This window comes from Amycolatopsis sp. NPDC003676, from assembly GCF_053587275.1.
This window is the reverse complement of the sequence record NZ_JBSFNS010000013.1, coordinates 106,176-124,547: the sequence shown is the minus strand read 5'-3', so window position 1 is coordinate 124,547 and position 18,372 is coordinate 106,176. Positions and strand designations below refer to the sequence as shown.

The window sequence follows — 18,372 nt, the reverse complement described above, 5'->3', positions numbered from 1 at the left end:
AAAACCGTTTAGCCTGGACTACATGATCGACCACAGGTTGGACGTCCTGCGCACCCTCGCCGAGTACGGAACAGTGACCGCGACCGCTTCCGCGCTGCACCTGACGCCGTCTGCGGTATCTCAGCAATTGCGTTTGCTGGCCCGGGATCTGGACGTGGAACTGCTCGTTCCGCACGGCCGTCGGGTGCAATTGACCCCAGCCGCCCGCATCGTGCTCCGCCACGCCGACGCGCTGAAACTCCAATGGGAGGCCGCCCGCGCAGAACTCGCCGCAGAGGATGCGGAACTCCGCGGCACGCTGCGCCTGTGCGGCGTTTCCTCAGCGCTGGCAACCCTCGCCGCTCCCGCCGTCGCCACTCTGCGGACGACGCATCCACTGGTAGAACCGCAGATCACCGAGGAAGAAAGCACCGACTGCTACCGCCTCCTGCTCGCCGACGAAGCAGACATCGCCCTGGTCCTCCCCAGCCCGGAAGCACCGCCGGTCACCGATTCCCGCTTCGAACAGTCCGCGCTGACGACCGACCGCCAAGACCTGCTCGTCGCAGCAACCCACCCCCTCGCCCGACGCCGCAAGGGAATCGAACTCGCCGAGGCGGCCGATCAACCGTGGATCGTCAAGAAGCACAACAACGACACCTATCCGTTGGTGACCGCCGCTTGCGCCGCGGCCGGTTTCACGCCTCGGATCGTCCATGAGGTCAAGGAGTGGTACGCAGTATCCGCGCTGGTCGCGGAAGGGCTCGGAGTGTGCCTGATGCCGCGGATTGTGCCGTTGCCCTCGCATGCGGTTAAGCGGATTCCACTGCTGGGAACGTCAATTCCCACGCGCCGATTGCTGACCGCTGTTCGGCGAGGAAGCCGCAGTCACCCACTGATCCGAGTCGGCCTAGACGCACTGCGCGCGGTCGCCGGTTGATCCGGTATAAGTAATGACATTTCCCGGAGCGCAAGGAAATCACCCGTGACCGCAGGACCAACCCGGAAGAAGAGCCACCGAATCGCACTGTGGACGGGAATCGGCGCCGCGACCGCAGTGACCGCGCTACTGGTCACGTGGGCAACAGTAGGCGTCGGCTCACTCCTTTGGGGCGCAGCGCATGACCATGGAGCAGACCCGACGCCAGACAAGTACCACGAGACCAACTTCGCCACCTGCGCCGGTTTTACCGCCCGGACGCCGGAAATTCCGCAGGCCGCTTTCGAAGTGGTCCGCAGCTGGCACCCCGAAGTCAGCAAAAACGGTTCACTCCTCTGCAGCTTCACGCCCGCGGACCAGCGACTGCCAGAGCTGCGGCTCGAAGCGAACTGGTACGCGAAGAGCGACCAGCAATCAGGCCGGGAAAGCGCGCAGCTCGAGTTCACCGGCGCTTCCGCCTTGAGCAAGGATGACAGTCCCGTCAGCCTTTCCTTCGGAGAGAAGACGCATTGGCTCCCGGGAACTCATCCGCGGGACTGCGAGCTGATCGTCCTGGACCACAACGCCACTTTCCACGTCGGCTACACACCCGCTACTACGGACACTGGCCTCGAGTCCTGCCGCAGTCAGCTGCGCAAACTGGCCGAAGCGCTGTACACGACAGCTCAGCCGCGCTGACCACCTCGCCGAGCATCCGGCGCCACGGCACCGCCGCGCCACCGTGCTCGCATCTCGGCGAGCAAGCGCCAACCTTCGCCCAGCACACCGCCCTGCCGGACACCGCCCTGCCGGACACCCGCCCTGCCGGACACCCGCCCTGCCGGGCTCAACCGGACTCGGTCACGCTCGACCGGACCTGGCCAGCCTCGGTCGAGCCCGACGCGCTCGGCCGGGCACGGCCATGCTCCGTCGGACACAGCCAAGCTCGTTCGGACTCGACCGGACTCAGTCGGGCTCGACCCGACACCACCGGGCCCGCCGGGCTCGGTCAGTCTCCGCCGTCCTCAGTCGGACTCAGCCAGGCTCCATCGGACTCGACCCGGCTCAGCTGAGCCCGGCCGGGCTCAGCCAGGCTCCATCGTGCTCGGTCGGACTCAACCAGGCTCCGCCGGGCCCGGTCGGGCTCCGCCATGCTCAGCCACCCCGCCCATCGGGCCCGATCGGACTCAGCCAGGCTCGGCCGGACTCAGCCAAGGTCGGTCGGGCTCAGCCAGGCTCCGTCGGGCTCAATCAGACTCAGCCAAGCTCGGCCAGGCCTCATCGGGCTCGGCCGGACTCAACCAAGCTCAGCCGGACTCAGCCAGGCTCCGTCGGACTCAGCCAGGCTCCGTCGGGCTCGATCAGACTCAGCCAAGCTCGGCCAGGCCCCGTCGGGCCCGATCCGAATCAGCCAAGCTCAGCCGGACTCGGCCAGACCCCATCGGGCTAGGTCGGGCTCAGCCGGGAAACAGCCCTCGCGGGATTACCGCGGGACCACCGCACTCGATCAATCCGGCAGCATAGGCATCTCCACCCCAGCGTCATGGCTCAGCAGCGCCGCCCGCGTCAATGCGGCCGCACCAAAACGGTTTCGCAGGGCGTCCACCGCGGAGTCCAGGGCGGTGGCCTCGGCGGACATCGCTGGGCGGGAAGGTTGGTCCAGCGGCAACGCCAACTGCACCGCACCATGGCTGTCGAGATTCGAGAACGACAGGCCCAGCAACGTCAACCCCCGGTCGTACACCAGTGGTTGCGCCGCGGACAGGAGGCCGCGGGCAGCGCACAGCAGCGTTTCCGTGTGGTCAGTGCTGTCGGCTAGCGTGTGCGACCTCGTGGCGCGGGTGAAGTCCGCGAAACGCATTCGCAGCACCACCGTTCGGCAGACCCTCGACGCGCCGCGCAGGCGACGCGCTAATCGGTCCACAATGGACACTACGATCTCGTCCAGTTCGGCCGGCGAGCGCGGGCGGCGGCCCAGTGCGCGTTGGGACCCGATTGAGCGGCGGCGTTTTCCTGGTTGGACCGCGCGTGGGTCGCGGCCGTGGGCCAGGGCGTGCAGGTGGCGGCCGGTGCCTGGGCCCAGCATCGAGATCAGCGCGGCTTCAGGGAGTTCCGCGACTTGGCGAACGGTGCGGACGCCTCGTTCCCGCAGCTTCGCCGACGTCACCTTTCCCACTCCCCACAATCGCTCCACCGGCAGTGGGTGCAGGAATTCCAGCTCAGCGTCAGGCGGCACCACCACCAGGCCGTCCGGTTTCGCGACGCCGCTCGCTACCTTCGCGAGGAACTTCGTGCGCGCCACCCCTACCGTGATCGGCAGCCCGACTTGCGCCAGCACCTCCGCGCGCAGGCGCACCGCGATCTCGGACGGACGCCCGGCGATCCGCCGCAGGCCGCCGACATCCAGAAAAGCTTCGTCGATCGACACTCCTTCCACCGCCGGCGTCGTCTGCCGGAACACCTCGAATACCGCCTTGCTCGCCGCGCTGTAGACCGACATCCGCGGCGGCACCACCACGGCATGCGGGCACAACCGCCTCGCCTGCGCACCGCCCATCGCGGTGCGCACGCCCAGCGCCTTCGCCTCATAGCTCGCGGCCAGCACCACGCCACCGCCCACGATCACCGGCCTGCCGCGCAGCCGGGGATCGTCGCGCTGCTCGACCGAGGCGTAGAACGCGTCGAGATCGGCGTGGAGGATCGGTCCTTCGCTTGTCACGAACATATGTTCGCATCGAACACCGACAAAAACCGCGATCCGTTCACTCGAACGGAGTAGAAAAATCTCCCGAAGCCCCAGTGGAACGCGCTAATGTCTCTCCCCGTGCGGCTCGTCCTGTTCGACCTCGACACCACGCTCGTCGATCGCGCGGAGGGATTCCGCCGCTGGGTGTGGGAGTTCTGCGCGGAACACCGGCTCACCGAAGCGGACGCCGCGTGGCTCGTCGCCGCCGACGATCGCGGGCGCGCCGACCGGACGACGTTCTTCAAGAACCTCCGCGAACGCTTCGACCTGCACGAAACTGACCTCGAAGACGCCTACCGCGAACGCCATCCCGCGCTCGTCCCGGTGGCACCCGGCGTGCTGACCGGCTTGCCCCGGCTGCGCGCGGCGGGCTGGCGGATCGGCGTCCTCGGCGAGGGCGAACCGCAGCTGTCCACGCTGCTGTGCACCGGAATCGCCCGGCTCGTGGACGGCTGGGCGCTAGCCGGGCCGGACGGACTGTCCACATCGGACCCGAAGCTGTTCGTGCTCGCCGCCGAACGCTGCGAAACCACCCTTGACGGAGCCTGGCTGGTCGGCGCGGATGTCGAAGCCGGGCGGTCCGCTGGCTTGCGCACCATGCGGATCGGCCCGGATCGCGACACTGCCGCCGCGATCGCACTGCTGCTCGAGAGCTAGCTCTCCACGTCGATCTGCCAGGTGCCGTTGTGCTGCGACATCTTGTAGTGGTGTACCTGGCTCGACGTGCCGCCGTTGGCACGGTGATAGGTGATCTTCGCACTGAGCGCGTTGTCGCCAGTGACCTGGACATCGCTCGCGACCACTGAACTGAACTGGGTCCACCATGACTTGTACCGGTCGAAAGTCTGGCCCCGCGACGAGCGGAACTCCTCGCTGAGCATCGCCCAGCCGCTCTCCAGGTTGCTCGGCAGGTACGAGAAGTAAGTACGCAGAGCGGAAGCCATCGCGTCCGGCGAGTTCGCCGCCGAGCTGGAAGACGGAGGAGCGCTCGACGAAGGCGCAGTTGACGGCTGAGTCGACGGCGAAGGCTGCGACGCGGACGAAGGCACCGGAGCACTCGAAGGCGCGGAAGTCCCAGCAGGCGGCGGGTTCGCGGCCGGGCTCTCTTCACCGTGGTTGCGAGTGAGGACGACGGTGACGATCACGGCGATCACGACAAGCAGCGCGCCCGCCCCGGCGAAGATCATCCCGCGGCGTCTTCGGTCCGAACCCGCGGGCGGCGCGGCGGCAGCACCCGCGGGTGGCGCGTCCGCGGCCGGAACCGCGACCGTGGTGGGCACGACCGGAGGTTTGGCTTCGGGCAGCGTCGGCGGTTCCGGAATCGTCGCGAGCGGGGTGACGCCGCCGTCGAGCTTGCGCAGTTCCGCGACGACCTCGGTCATCGACGGCCGGTCCTCCGGCTTGAGCTCCAGCAGCTTCAGCAGCAGCGGCTCCAGCTTCCCGGCCTGTTTCGGCGGGTTGATCGAACCGCTGGAAACCCGGTACAGCAAGGCGATCGCGTTGTCCGCGGTGCCGAACGGCGGATCGCCCTCCACCGCCATGTAGAGCGTCGCGCCGAGGGCGAACACGTCGGAGGCGAAGGTCGCGTCCTCGCCGCGGGCGACCTCCGGGGCCAGGAACGCGGGCGTGCCGGAGATTTCGCCGGTCGCGGTGAGCGTGACGTCGCCGACCGCGCGGGAGATGCCGAAGTCGGTCACCTTGACCGTGGTGCCGTCGTCGCCGAGCAGGACGTTGCCCGGCTTGACGTCGCGGTGCACGATGCCCGCCCGGTGCGCGGCGGCGAGCACGCCCGCGAGCTGCACCGCGAACGGGATCGCCTCGTCGACGGTCAGCGGGCCGTCCTCGCGCAGTTTCACCGCGAGGCTGCGCGAAGGCAGGTACTCCATGATCAGCCACGGCCGGTCCTCGTGCTCGACCACGTTGAACACGGAGATGGCGTTCGGATGCTGCAGCCGGGCGGCGATGCGGGCCTCGCGCATGGCGCGGTTGCGGGCTTCCTCGACCTTGTCCTCGCCCTGGTTCACGGGCATGAGGAGTTCCTTGACCGCGACGACGCGGCCGAGGATCTTGTCCTCCCCGCGCCAGACCATCCCCATCGCGCCGCTGCCGATCAGTTCGACGAGCTCGTAGCGACCGGCGACCTGCCGGCTCTCCTCGGTCAACGGAAAACCCTTCGGTGCGACATCATCCACGGACGGCGATCACCCAGTTTTCCACGGACGGCCGGAGCCGGATCCGCGACCCACCCGCGTCCGGCCGGGGTTGCTCCGGGTGGCCGAGTCACGACAGGGTGAGCACATGACCACGACGGCGCCGTCTTTCCGGAGCGTGTTCCGGATGGGCGAATTTCGTGCGCTCTGGCTCGCGCACGTGCTGTCGGTGGCAGGTGATCAATTAGCACGAGTCGCGCTGACCGTGTTGGTGTTCAACCGAACGGCGTCCGCGGGATGGGCCGCTGGGACGTATGCGCTCACCTATTTGCCGGACCTCCTCGGCGGTGCGCTCGGCGGGCTCGCCGACCGGTTCCCGCGCCGCACCGTACTCGTGGTGGCGGATGTCGTGCGCGCACTGCTGGTCGCAGTGATGGCGATTCCGGGAATGCCTTGGCCGGTCGCCGCGGGACTGCTCGTGGTCGTGCAACTCGCCGCCGGGCCGTTTCAGGCCGCGCGGCAAGCTGTCCTGCCGGACATGCTGGGCGAGGAGAAACTGGCGACCGGACAAGCGATCCTCTCCTCGACGTACCAGGCAGCACTGGTGATCGGCTTCGGCGCGGGCGCGGCGGTGGTCGCGTGGCTCGGGGTTTCGGGCGCGTTGTGGGCGGACGCGGTGACCTTCGCGGTGTCGGCAGCCGCGCTGCGCTGGGGTTTGCGGCTGTACCCGGTCTCGAAGGTGGCCGAGCACGCGCCGCAATGGGCTTCGTTGAAGGCGGGCTGCAAGCTGGTCGCGCGGGACCGGAAACTGCGGTCGCTGCTCGCGATCGCGTGCTGCTGCGGGTTCTACGTCGTGCCGGAGGGACTGGCGGTGCCGGTGGCCGCGCAACTCGGCGGTACCGGAGTGCTCGGCTGGCTGCTGGTGGCGAACCCGGTCGGGACGCTGCTCGGGGCGTTGCTGATCAGCCGGTTGCCGCGGGCGCGGCAGGTGCGGTGGCTGGGCCCGCTCGCGGTGGCGAGCAGTCTCGTGCTGCTGCCGACCGGCTGGACGCCCGCGTTGCCGGTGGTCGTAGCGGTCTGGACGGTGTCCGGGATGTTTTCCGCGCACGACTTGATCACCCAGGTGCAGTACAGCCTCGCCGCGCCGCCGGAACAGCGCGGCCAGGTGATCGGAGTCGCGATCGCGGCGTTGCGGGCGGCGCAGGGCCTGACGATCGCTGCCGCGGGCGCGCTGGCGCTGGCCTTCGCGCCGACGACGGTGGTCGCGATCGCCGCCGTGGCCGGAGCCGGGTGCGCCGGCCTGGCCGGGATCGCGTGGGCGCGGACGGTGCGAGCGGACCGCGCGGTGCGGCCCCGCCGAACTCCCCTCGACGGGGCCACCCCACCTCCCGCGCCGTAATCCGCGGGACGGGTGTGCCGCGGGACTGGTTCGGATCACGTCCAGTTGTTGTCACGCATGCCCTCTCACCTCCTCGTGGGGCGGGCTGGGGGCGGTTCAGCGGGTCCAGTTGTTGTCGCGCATGGCGGCGGTTCCTTTCGGTGGCTCGGCGGGTGGTGGTTGGCAGGTTCAGCGGGTCCAGTTGTTGTCACGCACGGTTGCGGCTCCCTTCGCGGCTCGACGGGCGGTGATCGGCGGGACTCAGCGAGCCCAGTTGTTGTCACGCACGACGGCGGCTCCCTTCGCGGCTCAGCGGGTGGTGGTTGGCGGGGCTCAGCGGGTCCAGTTGTTGTCACGCACGGCGGCGGCTCCCTTCGCGGCTCGACGGGCGGTAGTCGACGGAACTCAGCGAGTCCAGTTGTTGTCACGCATCGCGGCAGCTCCCTTCGCGAATCGCTGGGCGGTGATCGGCGACGTTCAGCGGGTCCAGTTGTTGTCACGCACGGCGGCAGCTCCCTTCGCGGCTCGACGGGCGGTAGTCGACGGAACTCAGCGAGTCCAGTTGTTGTCACGCACGGCAGCGCTCCCTTCGCAGTTCGGCGGTCGGTGGTCAACGAGGCTCAGCGGGTCCAGTTGTTGTCGCGCATCGCAGCGGTTCCTTTCGCGAATCGACGGTCAGTAATCGGGCGAATTCAGCGAGTCCAGTTGTTGTCGCGCACAGCGATCTCCTTCCTCGTCGCCGATCGGCAAAACAGCGGGTTTCACCGGTTCCAGTTGTTGTCGCGCATCGCAGCGGCTCCTTTCGCGAATCGACGGTCAGTAACCAGGCAGGTTCAGCGAGTCCAGTTGTTGTCGCGCATGGCGGTCGCTCACCTCCTTCCCCAGCACTTCGCCCAGCGGTTTCAGCCGTTTCACCGGTTCCAGTTGTTGTCGCGCACCGCACACCTCCTTTCCGGTCGCTGGGCCGTCCTCAGCGGGTCCAGTTGTTGTCGCGCGTCACGTCGCCTCCTTTCCGTTTTCCTTCCGCATCCCGGATTCCCGGTTCAGCCGCGTTCACCAGTTGTTGTCCCGCACTGTGGGCATCTCCTTTCCTCAGCGAGGGCCGAAAGTCTCGACCTCGAGTCGAGACCGCGAGGGCGACCTAGGTCACCGACGAACCGTCCAGTTGTTGTCGCGCACGGTTGTCACCTCCGTTTCAGAGTCGCGCCTTCGGCGGTTTTCGCACGTCAGCACCGGTAGGCCGGTCACCGAAAGTGGCCATGGAGGCCCAAAGGGGACCCTCGTGGATCCCCTGGTCCGGCCCGGATTCGGAGCAGCTGGCCACTACTCACAGTGGCCACCTCCCCTCGCCGGCCGTCTGACGCTGGGCTGTCCGGGCGAAATCGCCCCGGGGCTTCCCAGAGTCCGGACGACAGGCAGCACACAACGCGCCTCGTCGTTTACCGTAGAAGCCAATCGGGTGAGGTGAAGAGTGCGCGGACGAGTTGCCGGGTGGTTCACAGGCTGGCGCCTATGGCGGTTGCCCTCTCACGTCCGCATGTATGTGCTGCTGGTGAACGTCGTGGCAGTCGGCACCACCCTCGCCACCGCGTGGCTCGCCCCGGTGCACCAGATCGATCTAGTCCGCTTCGGCGTCCTCGCCGTGTGCGCGGCGCTGGCGATCGAGGCGACCCGGCACATCGAGCGGCAGCGCGAGTACAGCCGCGCGCCCACCGTCGCGTACGTCGACACCAAGGCTGTCTGGAGCATCGCCGCCGTGGTGGCGTTGCCCGCGATCCTCGCGTCGGCGATGGTCGTGCTCACCTACGCCGTCGCCTGGTGGCGGGTCTGGCCGCACGAACGGCCGGTTCTGCCGCACCGCTGGATTTTCTCCTGCGCGACCGTCCTGTGCGGCACGCAGGCCGCGGTCGCGGTGCTCGCGCTCGGCATGCACGAGTACCCGGGCGTCCTCGCGGGCGGCTTCGGTCCGGGTCTGCTCGACCTCGTCGTCTTCGTGCTCGCCGCCGGGCTGCGCTGGGCGATCAACACCGCGCTCGTCATGGTCGCGATCGCACTCTCCAGCCCGCCGCGGTCGTTCGCGGACCTGTTCTCCGGGTTCGGCGACCAGCTGCTCGAAGCGGGCGCGATCGGGCTCGGCCTGGTCACCGCGGCGCTCCTGCTGCTGGCCAACCCGCTGCTCCTGGCCGGCGTCGTGATCGCGCTCGTGGCACTGCACCGCGGGCTGCTGCTCACCCAGTTCCAGCGCGACGCGCGCACCGACGTCACCACCGGTCTGGCCACCAAACGCTGGTGGCGCACGGTCGCCGAGCGCTACCTCGAACGCGCGCGGGCGAACCAGGACAGCGTCGGCGTGCTGCTGCTTGACCTCGACCACTTCAAAGCGATCAACGACACCTACGGTCACCCCACCGGCGACCTGGTGCTGCGCGAGATCGCGCTGTCGCTGCGGGACGAGGTCCGCGAGCAGGACGTGTGCGGCCGCTGGGGCGGCGAGGAGTTCGCGATCGCGCTGCCGGACATCCCGAGCGCCGAGCACCTCGGCCACATCGCCGACCGCATCCGGCGGCGGGTCCCGCAGGTGGTCGTCGCGCTGCCGGACCAGGATTCGGTGATCAGCGACCTGACCGTCTCGATCGGCTGCGCGCTGTATCCGGCCGAGCATCTCGCCAGCGTCGACGACGTGCTGGTGGCCGCCGACGCCGCGCTGTACCGGGCCAAGCAGGCCGGCCGGAACCGGGTGGAGCTGGCGAGCGCTTGACCGCCCGTTCGGGCCACCGCTAGAACTCCTCGCATGGACTGGACTCTCGAGGTCGTCGTCGTTCCCGTCACCGATATCGACCGGGCGAAAGCGTTCTACGTCGACCAGGTCGGCTTCCACCTCGACCACGACATCAACCCCGGGCCGGGACAGCGCCTGGTGCAGCTGACGCCGCCGGGATCGGGCTGCTCGATCGTCCTGGGCAAGGGCATGGTTCCGGACATGCCGCCGGGGTCTTTGAAAGGTCTGCAGCTGGTCGTCGCCGATGTGCGGAAAGCCCGCGAGGAGCTGGTGGAACGCGGGGTCGAGGTCGGCGAACTTCAGGTTTACGGCCCGGATCCGGGCACCGGCGCGCTCGAAGACCTGGACAACATCGGGTTCATCCACTTCTCCGACCCGGACGGCAACAGCTGGTCGGTGCAGCAGATTTCCTCCCGCGCCAAGGGTTAACCCACGGCGGCCAGTCGAGTGCACAGCACCCGGGCCGTGCGGCAGCACGAAGTCGACGCGGCGTTCGGCGCCCTCCTCCCGGACTGGGTTCTCTCTCGATGTTCTTCGTGGTGGCCTACCTCGAGACGGCTCCACCGCGACGATCCGCGTGGTGAGCGTGGTGCTCGCGATCGCTGGTGTCGCGACGGGCTAGTCCACCAGCGCGCCGCAGCTGACGTTCACCGTGGCGGCAGTCATCGTGCGGGCTCGGTCGGACGCGACGAAAGCCGCTACCGCACCAACGTCAGCCAACGTCGCGGTGCGGCCGAGCATGGTCGGTTCGGCGAGTTCCGCGGTGAGTTCCTCGGCGCCAGGGAAATCCGCCGGGATCGTTTCCGGGACGCCGCCGGTCCGGAGAGTCACCGTGCGCACGCCGTGTCGGCCCAGTTCGGCGGCGAGTTGTCGGCGCATTGCTTCCAGCGCGGCGAATCCGACTTGCAGGCCGCCGACCGCGTGGTTGCGCACGGGATCGCCATCGCCGCCGAAGAGGAGGACTACGCCGCTGCCTTGGCGTTTCATGTGCCGACCGGCCGCGCGCATGGTGAGGAAGGTGGTGCGGACGCCGTTGACCACCGGTTGTTCGTAGTCGGCCAGCGACATCTCGACCATGGGAGTTCCCTGGACGTCGCCGTGGCTGATCACGTTCACCGAGATGTCGAGGCTGCCCGCGGCTTCGACCACGGCGTCGGCGTGGGCGTCTACGGACTTCTCGTCGAGCGCGTCGACTACAGCGACATCGGCGGTGCCGCCAGCCGTGCGGATGTCGCGAGCTACGCGGTCCAGCTTTTCGCGGGTCCGTCCGGCCAGGAAGACTCGCGCGCCTTCCTCGGCGAAGGCTCGGGCGAACGCGCCGCCGATTCCTCCGCCAGCGCCGTACACAACCGCGTTTTTGCCTTCCAGCAGCATCTCCAGGGCTCCCTTCTAGTGGCTGTCACTAGTGCGTCGGACGGGGAGCCGGAGAATCGACATCGTTCGTTAAGGACGTTGTGCCCCCATCGGGTTGGGGATGGGGACGCCGCCGCGGTCGATGACCCGTCGGCTCAACGGGGTGGCCAGTTCCAGTACTCGGTCGACTCCTTCTGGGCCTAGCGCTTCGAGCGGGGCGGCGGCTAGGCGGTCGGTGGTTTCTTCGATGGTGCGGCGGATTTCCGCGCCCGCTGGGGTCAGGCCGCCCGCGTCGATCAGACCGCGATCGACCAGACTTGCTGTCGCGGCGGACCATTCCTCGTCGGTCCAGCCCCGGGCGCGCTGGACTTGCTCGCGGGTCGTGGCTCCGGTGGCGATGTGGGTGAGGGTCGTTTCCAGGCCGGTGAGGCCGGAGGCGACCGCGGCCAGGACGTGGCCGTCGCCTCGGTGTTCGCGCAGGACCGCGGTCGCCAGCCACAATCGGGCCAGCGGCCGATCCGGGCGAGGCACAGCGGACCAAGCCGCGGCGAGTGGTCGGGCATCGAATTGGCAGGCGGCGGCTGCCTGTTCCAACAACCCGACTAGCTCGTCCACAGCGTCCGGCCCGAGCAACCGTGTCAAAGCCGCTTCAACTGCTTCCACCCGGGTGCGCACCACGTCTGCAGGAGAGGCGAACGTCCACGCGTCGGGCAGTGCTCGCGCGACCATCCGTGGTGCGAAACCGAAAAACATCGACGTGACCGGTTCCGGGCCGATCGGACCGAGTGGTGCCGCCCGGCCCGCGAAGTAGCCCATCCACCAACCGCGCAGGCCGACGTCCTTCGCCGCGGCGGCGGGTTCCGGGGCGAAGTAGACGACTGCGTGGAGAGGTTCTGTTGCTGTCCATAGGTTTCGGGCCGGGTTCGGCTTCATGCGGGCAACTCTAAGCCCCGGGTACGACACAAAAACCCAAGAAAAAGCCCGCCGCCCCGAAAGAGGGACGGCGGGCTGTGAAGCAACAAACCTCAGGCGAGCTCGAGGCCGTAGGACTGCAGTTCCAGAGTCAGCGGGTAGAAGTAGCTGGTCTGGGTGTCGCCGCCGGAGAGGGTGCCGAGGCCCTTGTCTCCGTCGTACGCCGGGCCGCCCGAGTCGCCGTGGTCGGTGTGGGCGGTGGTGCCGAATTCGTGGTTCAGGACGCCGACGTCGAAGTTGACCGACTCGTCGACCGAGGTGACCTGGCCGCTGCCGCCGCCGGTGGTCTGGCCCATCTTCTCGATCTGCTCGCCGACGGTCGGGGTGCCCGCGCTCGAGATCTTCTGGCCGGTGTTGATCGCGCCGTCGCCGGTGCCGTTCGGGCGGGTCAGCAGGCCGGAGTCGGCTCCGGGGCAGTCGCTCTGGACGACCTGGGCGCCGGAGACGTCGCCGCCGGACCAGGTGCCGCCCTCGTTGGTGCAGTGGCCCGCGGTCAGCATGTACGGCTGGCCGCCCTTGGTCACGTTGAAGCCGAGCGAGCAGGTGAACTGCCCGTTGTTGATCGAGTCGCCGTCCGCGATGTAGGTGGACAGCTTGCCCGAGCGCTGCTCGACGCGCGCCGCGTCGCCCAGCTTCGCGGCCGCCGCGGCGACCTTGTCCTTCGTGGCCTGCGACGCCGAGTCGTAGATCTTCACCACGACCTGGTTGGTCTTGGTGTCGATGCCCCACGACGTCTGCGGCACGTTCTTGACCGTGTCCATCTGGTTCTTCGCGCCGGTGAGGGCGGTGAAGCTGTGCTTGACGAGCTTGGTCGCGAAGCCCGCGGCCTTGGCCTTCTCCTGCGCCGCGGCGTCGGTGACGTTCAGGACCGCCTTGCCGCGTTCGAGGTAGATGCCGCCGTTTCCGGCGCCGAGCGTGTCGGCGACCTGCGTCGCCTGGGTGATCGCCTGTGCCTGCATCTGGGCGAACGCCATCGGGCTTGCCGAGGCGGCGTTCACGCACATGCCCGCGGTCAAAGCCGCGGCCGACAGTGCGGTGAATCCCGCGACGAGCGTCTTCCGGGAAGTCATGGATCTTCCTCCAGGTGGGCTGAAACCGACCGGTGGGACGCCACACACTTTTGTTGCCCGGCAACCAACGCGAAACCGACGAAGGTTGGTTAATAACCAAAAAATGCGGACTAATCGGGCACTGCTGCGCCGTTCAGACCACCTGGAATACCCCGAACGGCGCTGCTGACCTGCGTCAGTGAGGTTTCTCAGCAGTGCGGTGTGCGACGGGTTCGGCACGAAAGTACGTGAGGGGAACCCAAGCTGATTCCCTCAGGGTTCCCCTCACGTACCTCGGCATCGCGCGCCAGGCCAGCCGCCGCGGCGCGAGAACCCCGCGCGCTGCCGAGAAAACGTCAGTGCTGTCCGGGCCACCGGACGTGCTCGGCGTAGCCCTCGTTCTTGCGCAGATACCCGGCGATGAACGGGCACACCGGAACGATCACGCCGCCGCGCGCCACGACGTCGTCCAGCGCGGCCTTCGCCAGCACCTTGCCGAGGCCGCGGCCGCCGAACTCGTCGCCGATTTCCGTGTGGGTGAAGACGGTTTCGGTGTCCTTCGGGGTGTATTCGGCGAAGCCGGCGAGCTTGCCGTCCGCATACACTTCGTAGCGGTTTTCGCTGTCGTTGCGGGATACCCGGGGTTCTTCTTCGCTCATTCCCGCATCCTCACACACCGCCGGAGACCTCGCGTCGCGCTCAGCCCGTGCTCTCCCGAACGAGCAGCTTGTGCGGTGCGACGAATTCCTCGGCGGCGAGCCCCGGGTTCTCGATGCGCGCGGCGAGACGGGACACCGCGGTCCGCGCGATGAACGGAGTGTCGAGCGAAACGGTGCTCAACGACGGTCGCGAATAGCGGCCTTCCTCGATGTCGTCGATGCCGATGATCGCCACGTCCTCCGGGACGCGCAGCCCGGCGTCGAACACCGCGCGGATCGCGCCCATCGCCAGCAGGTCGGAGTAGCAGAAAATGGCGTCCGGGCGCGGAGATTCGCGAAGCAGCGACGCGGTGGCCGCATAGCCGTCCGCCCGGCCGTAGTGGGCGGCCGTGGCCTGCAGCGCGTTCACCGGTTCCAGGCCGTGCTCGTCGAGCGCCTTGCGGAATCCCTCGGTTCGCTGCAGCGGCGTCGCGTACATCTCCTTCGGCTGAGCGCCGATCGCCGCGATGCGAGTACGGCCGCGGTCGAGCAGATGCGTCGTCGCGTCGTGGGCCGCGACGACGTTGTCGATCGCCACGTGGTCGAACCGGCGGTCGAAGACGTGCTCGCCGAGCAGGATCAGCGGCGACGAACGCGCCGGGTCCACGTCGCGCAGTTCGTCGCCCGTCGCGAGCGGCGCGAACAGCATGCCGTCGAACAGATTGCGCCTGCCTCCGCCGCGCAGCAGCTGGCGTTCCCGCTCGTGGTCGTGTCCGGTCTGGTCGATCATCACCTGGAAACCGAGATCCGCGGCGGCGTCGATGACCTCGCGGGCGAGCTGGCTGAAGTACGGCACGTCGATCTCCGGCACCACCAGCGAAAGCAGCCCCGTTTTGCCGGTGCGCAGCGTGCGGGCGACCGGGTTCGGGATGTAGCCGAGTTCCTCGATGGCCCGCAGCACGCGCTGCCGCATCTTCTCGCTGACGTGCTCGTATCCGCTGACGACGTTCGACACCGTGCGCACCGAAACCTGCGCCCGATCCGCCACGTCCCGCAACGTCGCCGCCATGGAGCCCCCTTCGCCGGAAGTCATCCTACCTTTTGCAACGTGTGCAAGCATGTCGTACAGTTTGCCTACGTTGGCAAATCCACGGCGAGCCCCTCTCCGCACGCCGAGTTGCCACCGTCCCGCACAAAGGAGTGCCATGAACCCCACTCTCCGACGGAGCGGACGGACAGCCCGCCTCCTCCCCCGCCGCGGCACCGCCGTCGTCGCCGCGGCGCTGCTCGTCACCGGGCTGAGCGCCTGCGGCCCGGACATCAGCTCCGACGCTCCGGCCTCGGGCAACGCCGTGCTGCAAGCCTCGTCCGACGAGGCGCCCAAGGGCGAGATCACCGTCTGGGACCGCTCCGGCGACCTGTACAAGGTCTTCGACGCGGCGATCAAGAAGTTCACCGCGAAGTACCCCGGCGTCACGGTCAAGCACGAGGCCGTCGACATCGACTCCAAGCTCCAGAACACGCTGATCACTGGCACCGACGTGCCCGACGGCGTCTTCCTCGACGACGCCAAGGTCGGCGGCTACGTCAGCCACCTATGGAATCTCAAGGACGTGCTCGCGCCCTACACCAAGGACATCGCCAAGCAGAAGGTCGACGTCAACACCGTCAACGGCGGCATCTACGGCGTGCCGTTCGACCTCGACCCCGGGCTGCTGTTCTACAACACGAAGGCGCTGAGCGCGGCCGGGATCGACCCGAACGGCATCAAGACCTACGACGATTTGCTCGCCGCGGCGAAGAAGTACCAGCAGTTCAAGCCCAGTGCGAAGCCGATCCACCTGGAGCAGAACGCCTTCAACAGCCAGCTCCAGCTCGAGATGTTCGCCAGCCAGCTGGGCACCGGCCTGGCCGGTCCGGACGGCAAGCTGCGGCTGGATTCCCCGCAGTACCACCAGATCCTGACCTGGCTGGACACCGTGCGCAAAGAAGGGCTCGGCACCCGCGCGGAGTACCTCAAGCCCAGCGACGTCAGTGCGCTGGACTCGGCTGACGAGGTCTTCTACCCGTGGGCGATCTGGTTCGATTTCGCCCCGCAGCAGCAGCTGACCGCGACGAAGGGCGACTGGCGGGCGATGCCGTTGCCGGCGTGGACCGCGGGCGGCGCGCGCAGCGGCGCGATGGGCGGCTCGTCGTTCGTCATCCCCAAGGACGCCAAGAACCCCAAGCTGTCGTGGCTGTTCTACCGCTTCCTGATGTTCGACCAGGCCGGCTACACCGGCGTCTACGGTCCGAACGCGGTCTATCCGGGCGGGTTGAACACGTCGATCCCGGCTTACCAGCCCGCCGCCGATCCGGCGAAACCGCTGTTCCGGCCGATCGACGCGATGGGCGGCCAGGACGTCTGGAAGACCGCCGTCGAGGCGGGCCGGGAAATCCCCGGCGGGGCCCCGATCCCGGCCTGGTGGTCCGGCGCGGTCGACTACCTCGGCACCGACCTGCAGAAAATGCTGGACGGCGCGCTCACCCCGCAGCAGGTGATCGACAAGGCGGGCAAGGACATCCAGACCAACCTGATCGACCGCAAATGACCACTCGTTCCGTTTCCCCCGCGACGAAGGTGTTCCGGGAGCCGGCCGTCGAGCCGCGCACCCGGGCACCGCGTCGGCGGCGGCGCACGCTTCCGTTGCGCCGCCTCCTCGCGCCGTACGTGTTCGTGCTGCCGTTTGTCTTGGTGTTCTTGGCTTTCAGCGTCTACCCGTTGTTCTTCACGCTGCGCCTGAGTTTCACCGACTGGCACGGATCCGGTGCCGCGCACTGGATCGGCCTCGATAACTACCGTTATCTGCTGACCAGCAGCGGGTTCTGGTCGTCGCTCGGCAACTCCGGCGTGCTGTGGCTCCTGATCGTCCCGGCCCAGATGGTGCTCGCCGTGCTCGTGGCGGTGCTGCTCAACGCGATCAAGCGGCTGCGCGGGTTCTACCGGGTGGCGTTCGTCGTGCCGTTCGTGACGCCGCTGGTCGCGGTCGCGCAGATCTGGATCGTGCTGTTCGACCAGGACAACGGCGCGGTGAACGCGATGCTCGGCGCGGTCGGCCTTCCGCCGGTCGGCTGGCTCGTCACGAGCGGATGGGCGAAACCGACGCTCGCGTTGCTGTTCCTCTGGAAGACCACCGGGTTCGTGGTGCTGATCGTCCTTTCCGGACTCCAGCAGATCGACCGCGGCCTGTACGAGGCGGCCTCGCTCGACGGAGCGGGCCGGATGCGGCAGCTGTGGTCGATCACCGTTCCGCTGCTGCGCCGTTCGCTGATGTTCAGCCTCGTTTTGCAGACGCTGGCGGTGTTCCAGATGTTCGCCGAGCCGTACGTGGTGACGAAAGGCGGGCCGTACACCTCGACCACCACGGCCGGGCTCTACCTCTACAACCACATCACGCGCGCGGATCTCGGCACCGGGGCGGCGAACTCGTTCCTGCTGGTGATCGTCGTGATGGCGGTGTCGCTGCTTTTCGTCCGGCTGCTTCGAGCGGAGGACTGACATGACCGCACTCGGCGTCCGTCAACGGAAGCCCCGGCCGTTGCTCGGCTCGCACGCGTTCCTGCTCGTGCTGACCGTCGCCCTGCTCGCGCCAGTCGTGTGGGCGATCCTGTCGTCGTTCAAACCGGCGGGCGAGATCATCCGGAACCCGCTCGGGTTCGACCCGGCGACCTTCACCCTCGCCAATTTCCGCGGGATGTTCCAGGACGTCCCGATCGGCAGCGGGTTCCTCAACACCGGCATCGTGCTCGTGGCGAAGGGCGCGATCACGATGTTCTGCGCGCCGCTCGCGGCCTACGCGTTCGCGAAATACCGGTTCGCGGGCCGTAACCTGATCTTCGGCACCGTGCTGCTCACCCTGATGCTGCCGACGATCGTGCTCGTCATCCCGCTGCTGCTGGAGATGAAGGAACTCGGCTGGGTCAACACGTACCAGGCGCTGATCCTGCCTGGTTCGGTCGACGCGTTCGCGATCTTCTGGATGCGCCAGGTGATCGCGGCGGTGCCGGACGAACTGCTCGACGCCGCCCGCGTCGACGGCTGCGGCGAGTTCGGCATCTTCTGGCGCGTCGTGGTCCCGGCGATCCGGCCGGGTCTCGCCGGGCTCGGCGTGCTGACGATCATGAACATCTACAACGATTTCGTCTGGCCGGTCGTCGCGGCCAGCTCCAGCCGGATGGCGACCCTCCAAGTCGTCCTCTCGACCCTCGCCCAGAACATCTCGGGCAACCGGGTGGACGCCGATTACGCGACCGTGACCGGCGAACTGCTCGCCGCCGCGTCGATCGCGCTCGTCCCGCTGCTGATCCTGTTCATCGTGCTGCAGAAGCACTTCATCAACGGCATCCTCGCCGGAAGCGTAAAGGGCTGA

Annotated in this window: 16 protein-coding genes; 9 read left to right on the top strand and 7 right to left on the bottom strand. The window is 68.2% G+C overall.

Annotation, left to right across the window (positions count from 1 at the left end; translation table 11 throughout):
* The first annotated feature begins 22 nt into the window (after positions 1 to 22).
* Both ACWDNU_RS11515 and ACWDNU_RS11510 read left to right on the top strand, forming a co-directional pair.
* Positions 23 to 919: a LysR family transcriptional regulator gene (locus ACWDNU_RS11515; protein WP_449668717.1), complete on the top strand. Its 897-nt coding sequence runs from the start codon at positions 23 to 25 to the stop codon at positions 917 to 919.
* Positions 920 to 964: 45 nt separating this feature from the next.
* Positions 965 to 1,597 carry a hypothetical protein gene (locus ACWDNU_RS11510; RefSeq protein WP_449668716.1) on the top strand — a complete coding sequence of 211 codons (633 nt, stop codon included), beginning with the start codon at positions 965 to 967 and terminating at the stop codon, positions 1,595 to 1,597.
* An 808-nt stretch (positions 1,598 to 2,405) separates the two neighbouring features.
* On the opposite strand, the gene dinB is transcribed toward ACWDNU_RS11510, so the two are convergent.
* On the bottom strand, positions 2,406 to 3,623 hold the full coding sequence (gene dinB / locus ACWDNU_RS11505; RefSeq protein WP_449668715.1) for a DNA polymerase IV: 1,218 nt from the start codon (positions 3,621 to 3,623) through the stop codon (positions 2,406 to 2,408).
* A gap of 87 nt (positions 3,624 to 3,710) precedes the next feature.
* Between dinB and ACWDNU_RS11500 the strand changes: the two genes are divergently transcribed.
* A complete protein-coding gene (locus tag ACWDNU_RS11500; protein ID WP_449668714.1) occupies positions 3,711 to 4,301 on the top strand; it encodes an HAD family hydrolase in 591 nt (196 codons plus the stop codon).
* Here the strand turns inward: ACWDNU_RS11500 and ACWDNU_RS11495 are convergent.
* Positions 4,298 to 5,806 (bottom strand): serine/threonine-protein kinase, encoded by a 1,509-nt coding sequence (locus ACWDNU_RS11495; protein ID WP_449668713.1) that lies wholly within the window; start codon positions 5,804 to 5,806, stop codon positions 4,298 to 4,300. The two genes, ACWDNU_RS11500 and ACWDNU_RS11495, sit on opposite strands and share 4 nt — an antisense overlap.
* Before the next feature lie 136 nt (positions 5,807 to 5,942).
* On the opposite strand from ACWDNU_RS11495, the gene ACWDNU_RS11490 reads away from it, so the two are divergent.
* From ACWDNU_RS11490 to ACWDNU_RS11480, 3 genes are all read left to right on the top strand, one after another.
* The gene (locus ACWDNU_RS11490) at positions 5,943 to 7,193 is read left to right on the top strand and encodes an MFS transporter (RefSeq protein WP_449668712.1); all 1,251 of its coding nucleotides are present in this window, start codon (positions 5,943 to 5,945) and stop codon (positions 7,191 to 7,193) included.
* 1,450 nt (positions 7,194 to 8,643) lie between these two features.
* A complete protein-coding gene (locus tag ACWDNU_RS11485; RefSeq protein WP_449668711.1) occupies positions 8,644 to 9,930 on the top strand; it encodes a diguanylate cyclase in 1,287 nt (428 codons plus the stop codon).
* Positions 9,931 to 9,963: 33 nt separating this feature from the next.
* Positions 9,964 to 10,380, top strand: coding sequence for a VOC family protein (locus ACWDNU_RS11480; RefSeq protein ID WP_449668710.1), 417 nt, complete (start codon positions 9,964 to 9,966; stop codon positions 10,378 to 10,380).
* Between the two features lie 189 nt (positions 10,381 to 10,569).
* Here the strand turns inward: ACWDNU_RS11480 and ACWDNU_RS11475 are convergent, their stop codons facing one another.
* The 5 genes from ACWDNU_RS11475 to ACWDNU_RS11455 form a co-directional block, all read right to left on the bottom strand.
* Positions 10,570 to 11,325, bottom strand: a complete 756-nt coding sequence (locus ACWDNU_RS11475) for an SDR family NAD(P)-dependent oxidoreductase (RefSeq protein WP_449668709.1) — start codon at positions 11,323 to 11,325, stop codon at positions 10,570 to 10,572.
* Positions 11,326 to 11,394: 69 nt separating this feature from the next.
* Positions 11,395 to 12,237: an SCO6745 family protein gene (locus tag ACWDNU_RS11470; RefSeq protein WP_449668708.1), complete on the bottom strand. Its 843-nt coding sequence runs from the start codon at positions 12,235 to 12,237 to the stop codon at positions 11,395 to 11,397.
* Between the two features lie 92 nt (positions 12,238 to 12,329).
* Entirely contained in the window at positions 12,330 to 13,346 is a 1,017-nt protein-coding gene (locus ACWDNU_RS11465) for a S1 family peptidase (protein ID WP_370940013.1), read from the bottom strand.
* Positions 13,347 to 13,681: 335 nt separating this feature from the next.
* Complete coding sequence (locus tag ACWDNU_RS11460; RefSeq protein ID WP_449668707.1) at positions 13,682 to 14,002, bottom strand: GNAT family N-acetyltransferase; 321 nt, start codon at positions 14,000 to 14,002, stop codon at positions 13,682 to 13,684.
* Between the two features lie 22 nt (positions 14,003 to 14,024).
* Entirely contained in the window at positions 14,025 to 15,032 is a 1,008-nt protein-coding gene (locus ACWDNU_RS11455) for a LacI family DNA-binding transcriptional regulator (protein ID WP_449668706.1), read from the bottom strand.
* Between the two features lie 136 nt (positions 15,033 to 15,168).
* Here ACWDNU_RS11455 and ACWDNU_RS11450 point away from each other — a divergent pair, with 136 nt between their 5' ends.
* From ACWDNU_RS11450 to ACWDNU_RS11440, 3 genes are read left to right on the top strand one after another with little or no spacing between them, the layout of a single operon-like run.
* Positions 15,169 to 16,554 carry an ABC transporter substrate-binding protein gene (locus ACWDNU_RS11450; RefSeq protein WP_449668705.1) on the top strand — a complete coding sequence of 462 codons (1,386 nt, stop codon included), beginning with the start codon at positions 15,169 to 15,171 and terminating at the stop codon, positions 16,552 to 16,554.
* Positions 16,551 to 17,501 carry a carbohydrate ABC transporter permease gene (locus tag ACWDNU_RS11445; RefSeq protein ID WP_449668704.1) on the top strand — a complete coding sequence of 317 codons (951 nt, stop codon included), beginning with the start codon at positions 16,551 to 16,553 and terminating at the stop codon, positions 17,499 to 17,501. Before ACWDNU_RS11450 ends, ACWDNU_RS11445 begins: the two co-directional genes overlap by 4 nt.
* A 1-nt stretch (position 17,502) precedes the next feature.
* Positions 17,503 to 18,372: a carbohydrate ABC transporter permease gene (locus tag ACWDNU_RS11440; protein ID WP_449668703.1), complete on the top strand. Its 870-nt coding sequence runs from the start codon at positions 17,503 to 17,505 to the stop codon at positions 18,370 to 18,372.

What these genes read in the sequence shown, in the direction of transcription:
- ACWDNU_RS11515 (WP_449668717.1), top strand. Translation starts at nt 23, where the DNA reads ATGATCGACCACAGGTTGGACGTCCTGCGCACCCTCGCCGAGTACGGA.
- dinB (WP_449668715.1), bottom strand. Translation starts at nt 3,623, where the DNA reads ATGTTCGTGACAAGCGAAGGACCGATCCTCCACGCCGATCTCGACGCG.
- ACWDNU_RS11500 (WP_449668714.1), top strand. Translation starts at nt 3,711, where the DNA reads ATGTCTCTCCCCGTGCGGCTCGTCCTGTTCGACCTCGACACCACGCTC.
- ACWDNU_RS11490 (WP_449668712.1), top strand. Translation starts at nt 5,943, where the DNA reads ATGACCACGACGGCGCCGTCTTTCCGGAGCGTGTTCCGGATGGGCGAA.
- ACWDNU_RS11480 (WP_449668710.1), top strand. Translation starts at nt 9,964, where the DNA reads ATGGACTGGACTCTCGAGGTCGTCGTCGTTCCCGTCACCGATATCGAC.
- ACWDNU_RS11475 (WP_449668709.1), bottom strand. Translation starts at nt 11,325, where the DNA reads ATGCTGCTGGAAGGCAAAAACGCGGTTGTGTACGGCGCTGGCGGAGGA.
- ACWDNU_RS11470 (WP_449668708.1), bottom strand. Translation starts at nt 12,237, where the DNA reads ATGAAGCCGAACCCGGCCCGAAACCTATGGACAGCAACAGAACCTCTC.
- ACWDNU_RS11465 (WP_370940013.1), bottom strand. Translation starts at nt 13,346, where the DNA reads ATGACTTCCCGGAAGACGCTCGTCGCGGGATTCACCGCACTGTCGGCC.
- ACWDNU_RS11455 (WP_449668706.1), bottom strand. Translation starts at nt 15,032, where the DNA reads ATGGCGGCGACGTTGCGGGACGTGGCGGATCGGGCGCAGGTTTCGGTG.
- ACWDNU_RS11450 (WP_449668705.1), top strand. Translation starts at nt 15,169, where the DNA reads ATGAACCCCACTCTCCGACGGAGCGGACGGACAGCCCGCCTCCTCCCC.
- ACWDNU_RS11445 (WP_449668704.1), top strand. Translation starts at nt 16,551, where the DNA reads ATGACCACTCGTTCCGTTTCCCCCGCGACGAAGGTGTTCCGGGAGCCG.
- ACWDNU_RS11440 (WP_449668703.1), top strand. Translation starts at nt 17,503, where the DNA reads ATGACCGCACTCGGCGTCCGTCAACGGAAGCCCCGGCCGTTGCTCGGC.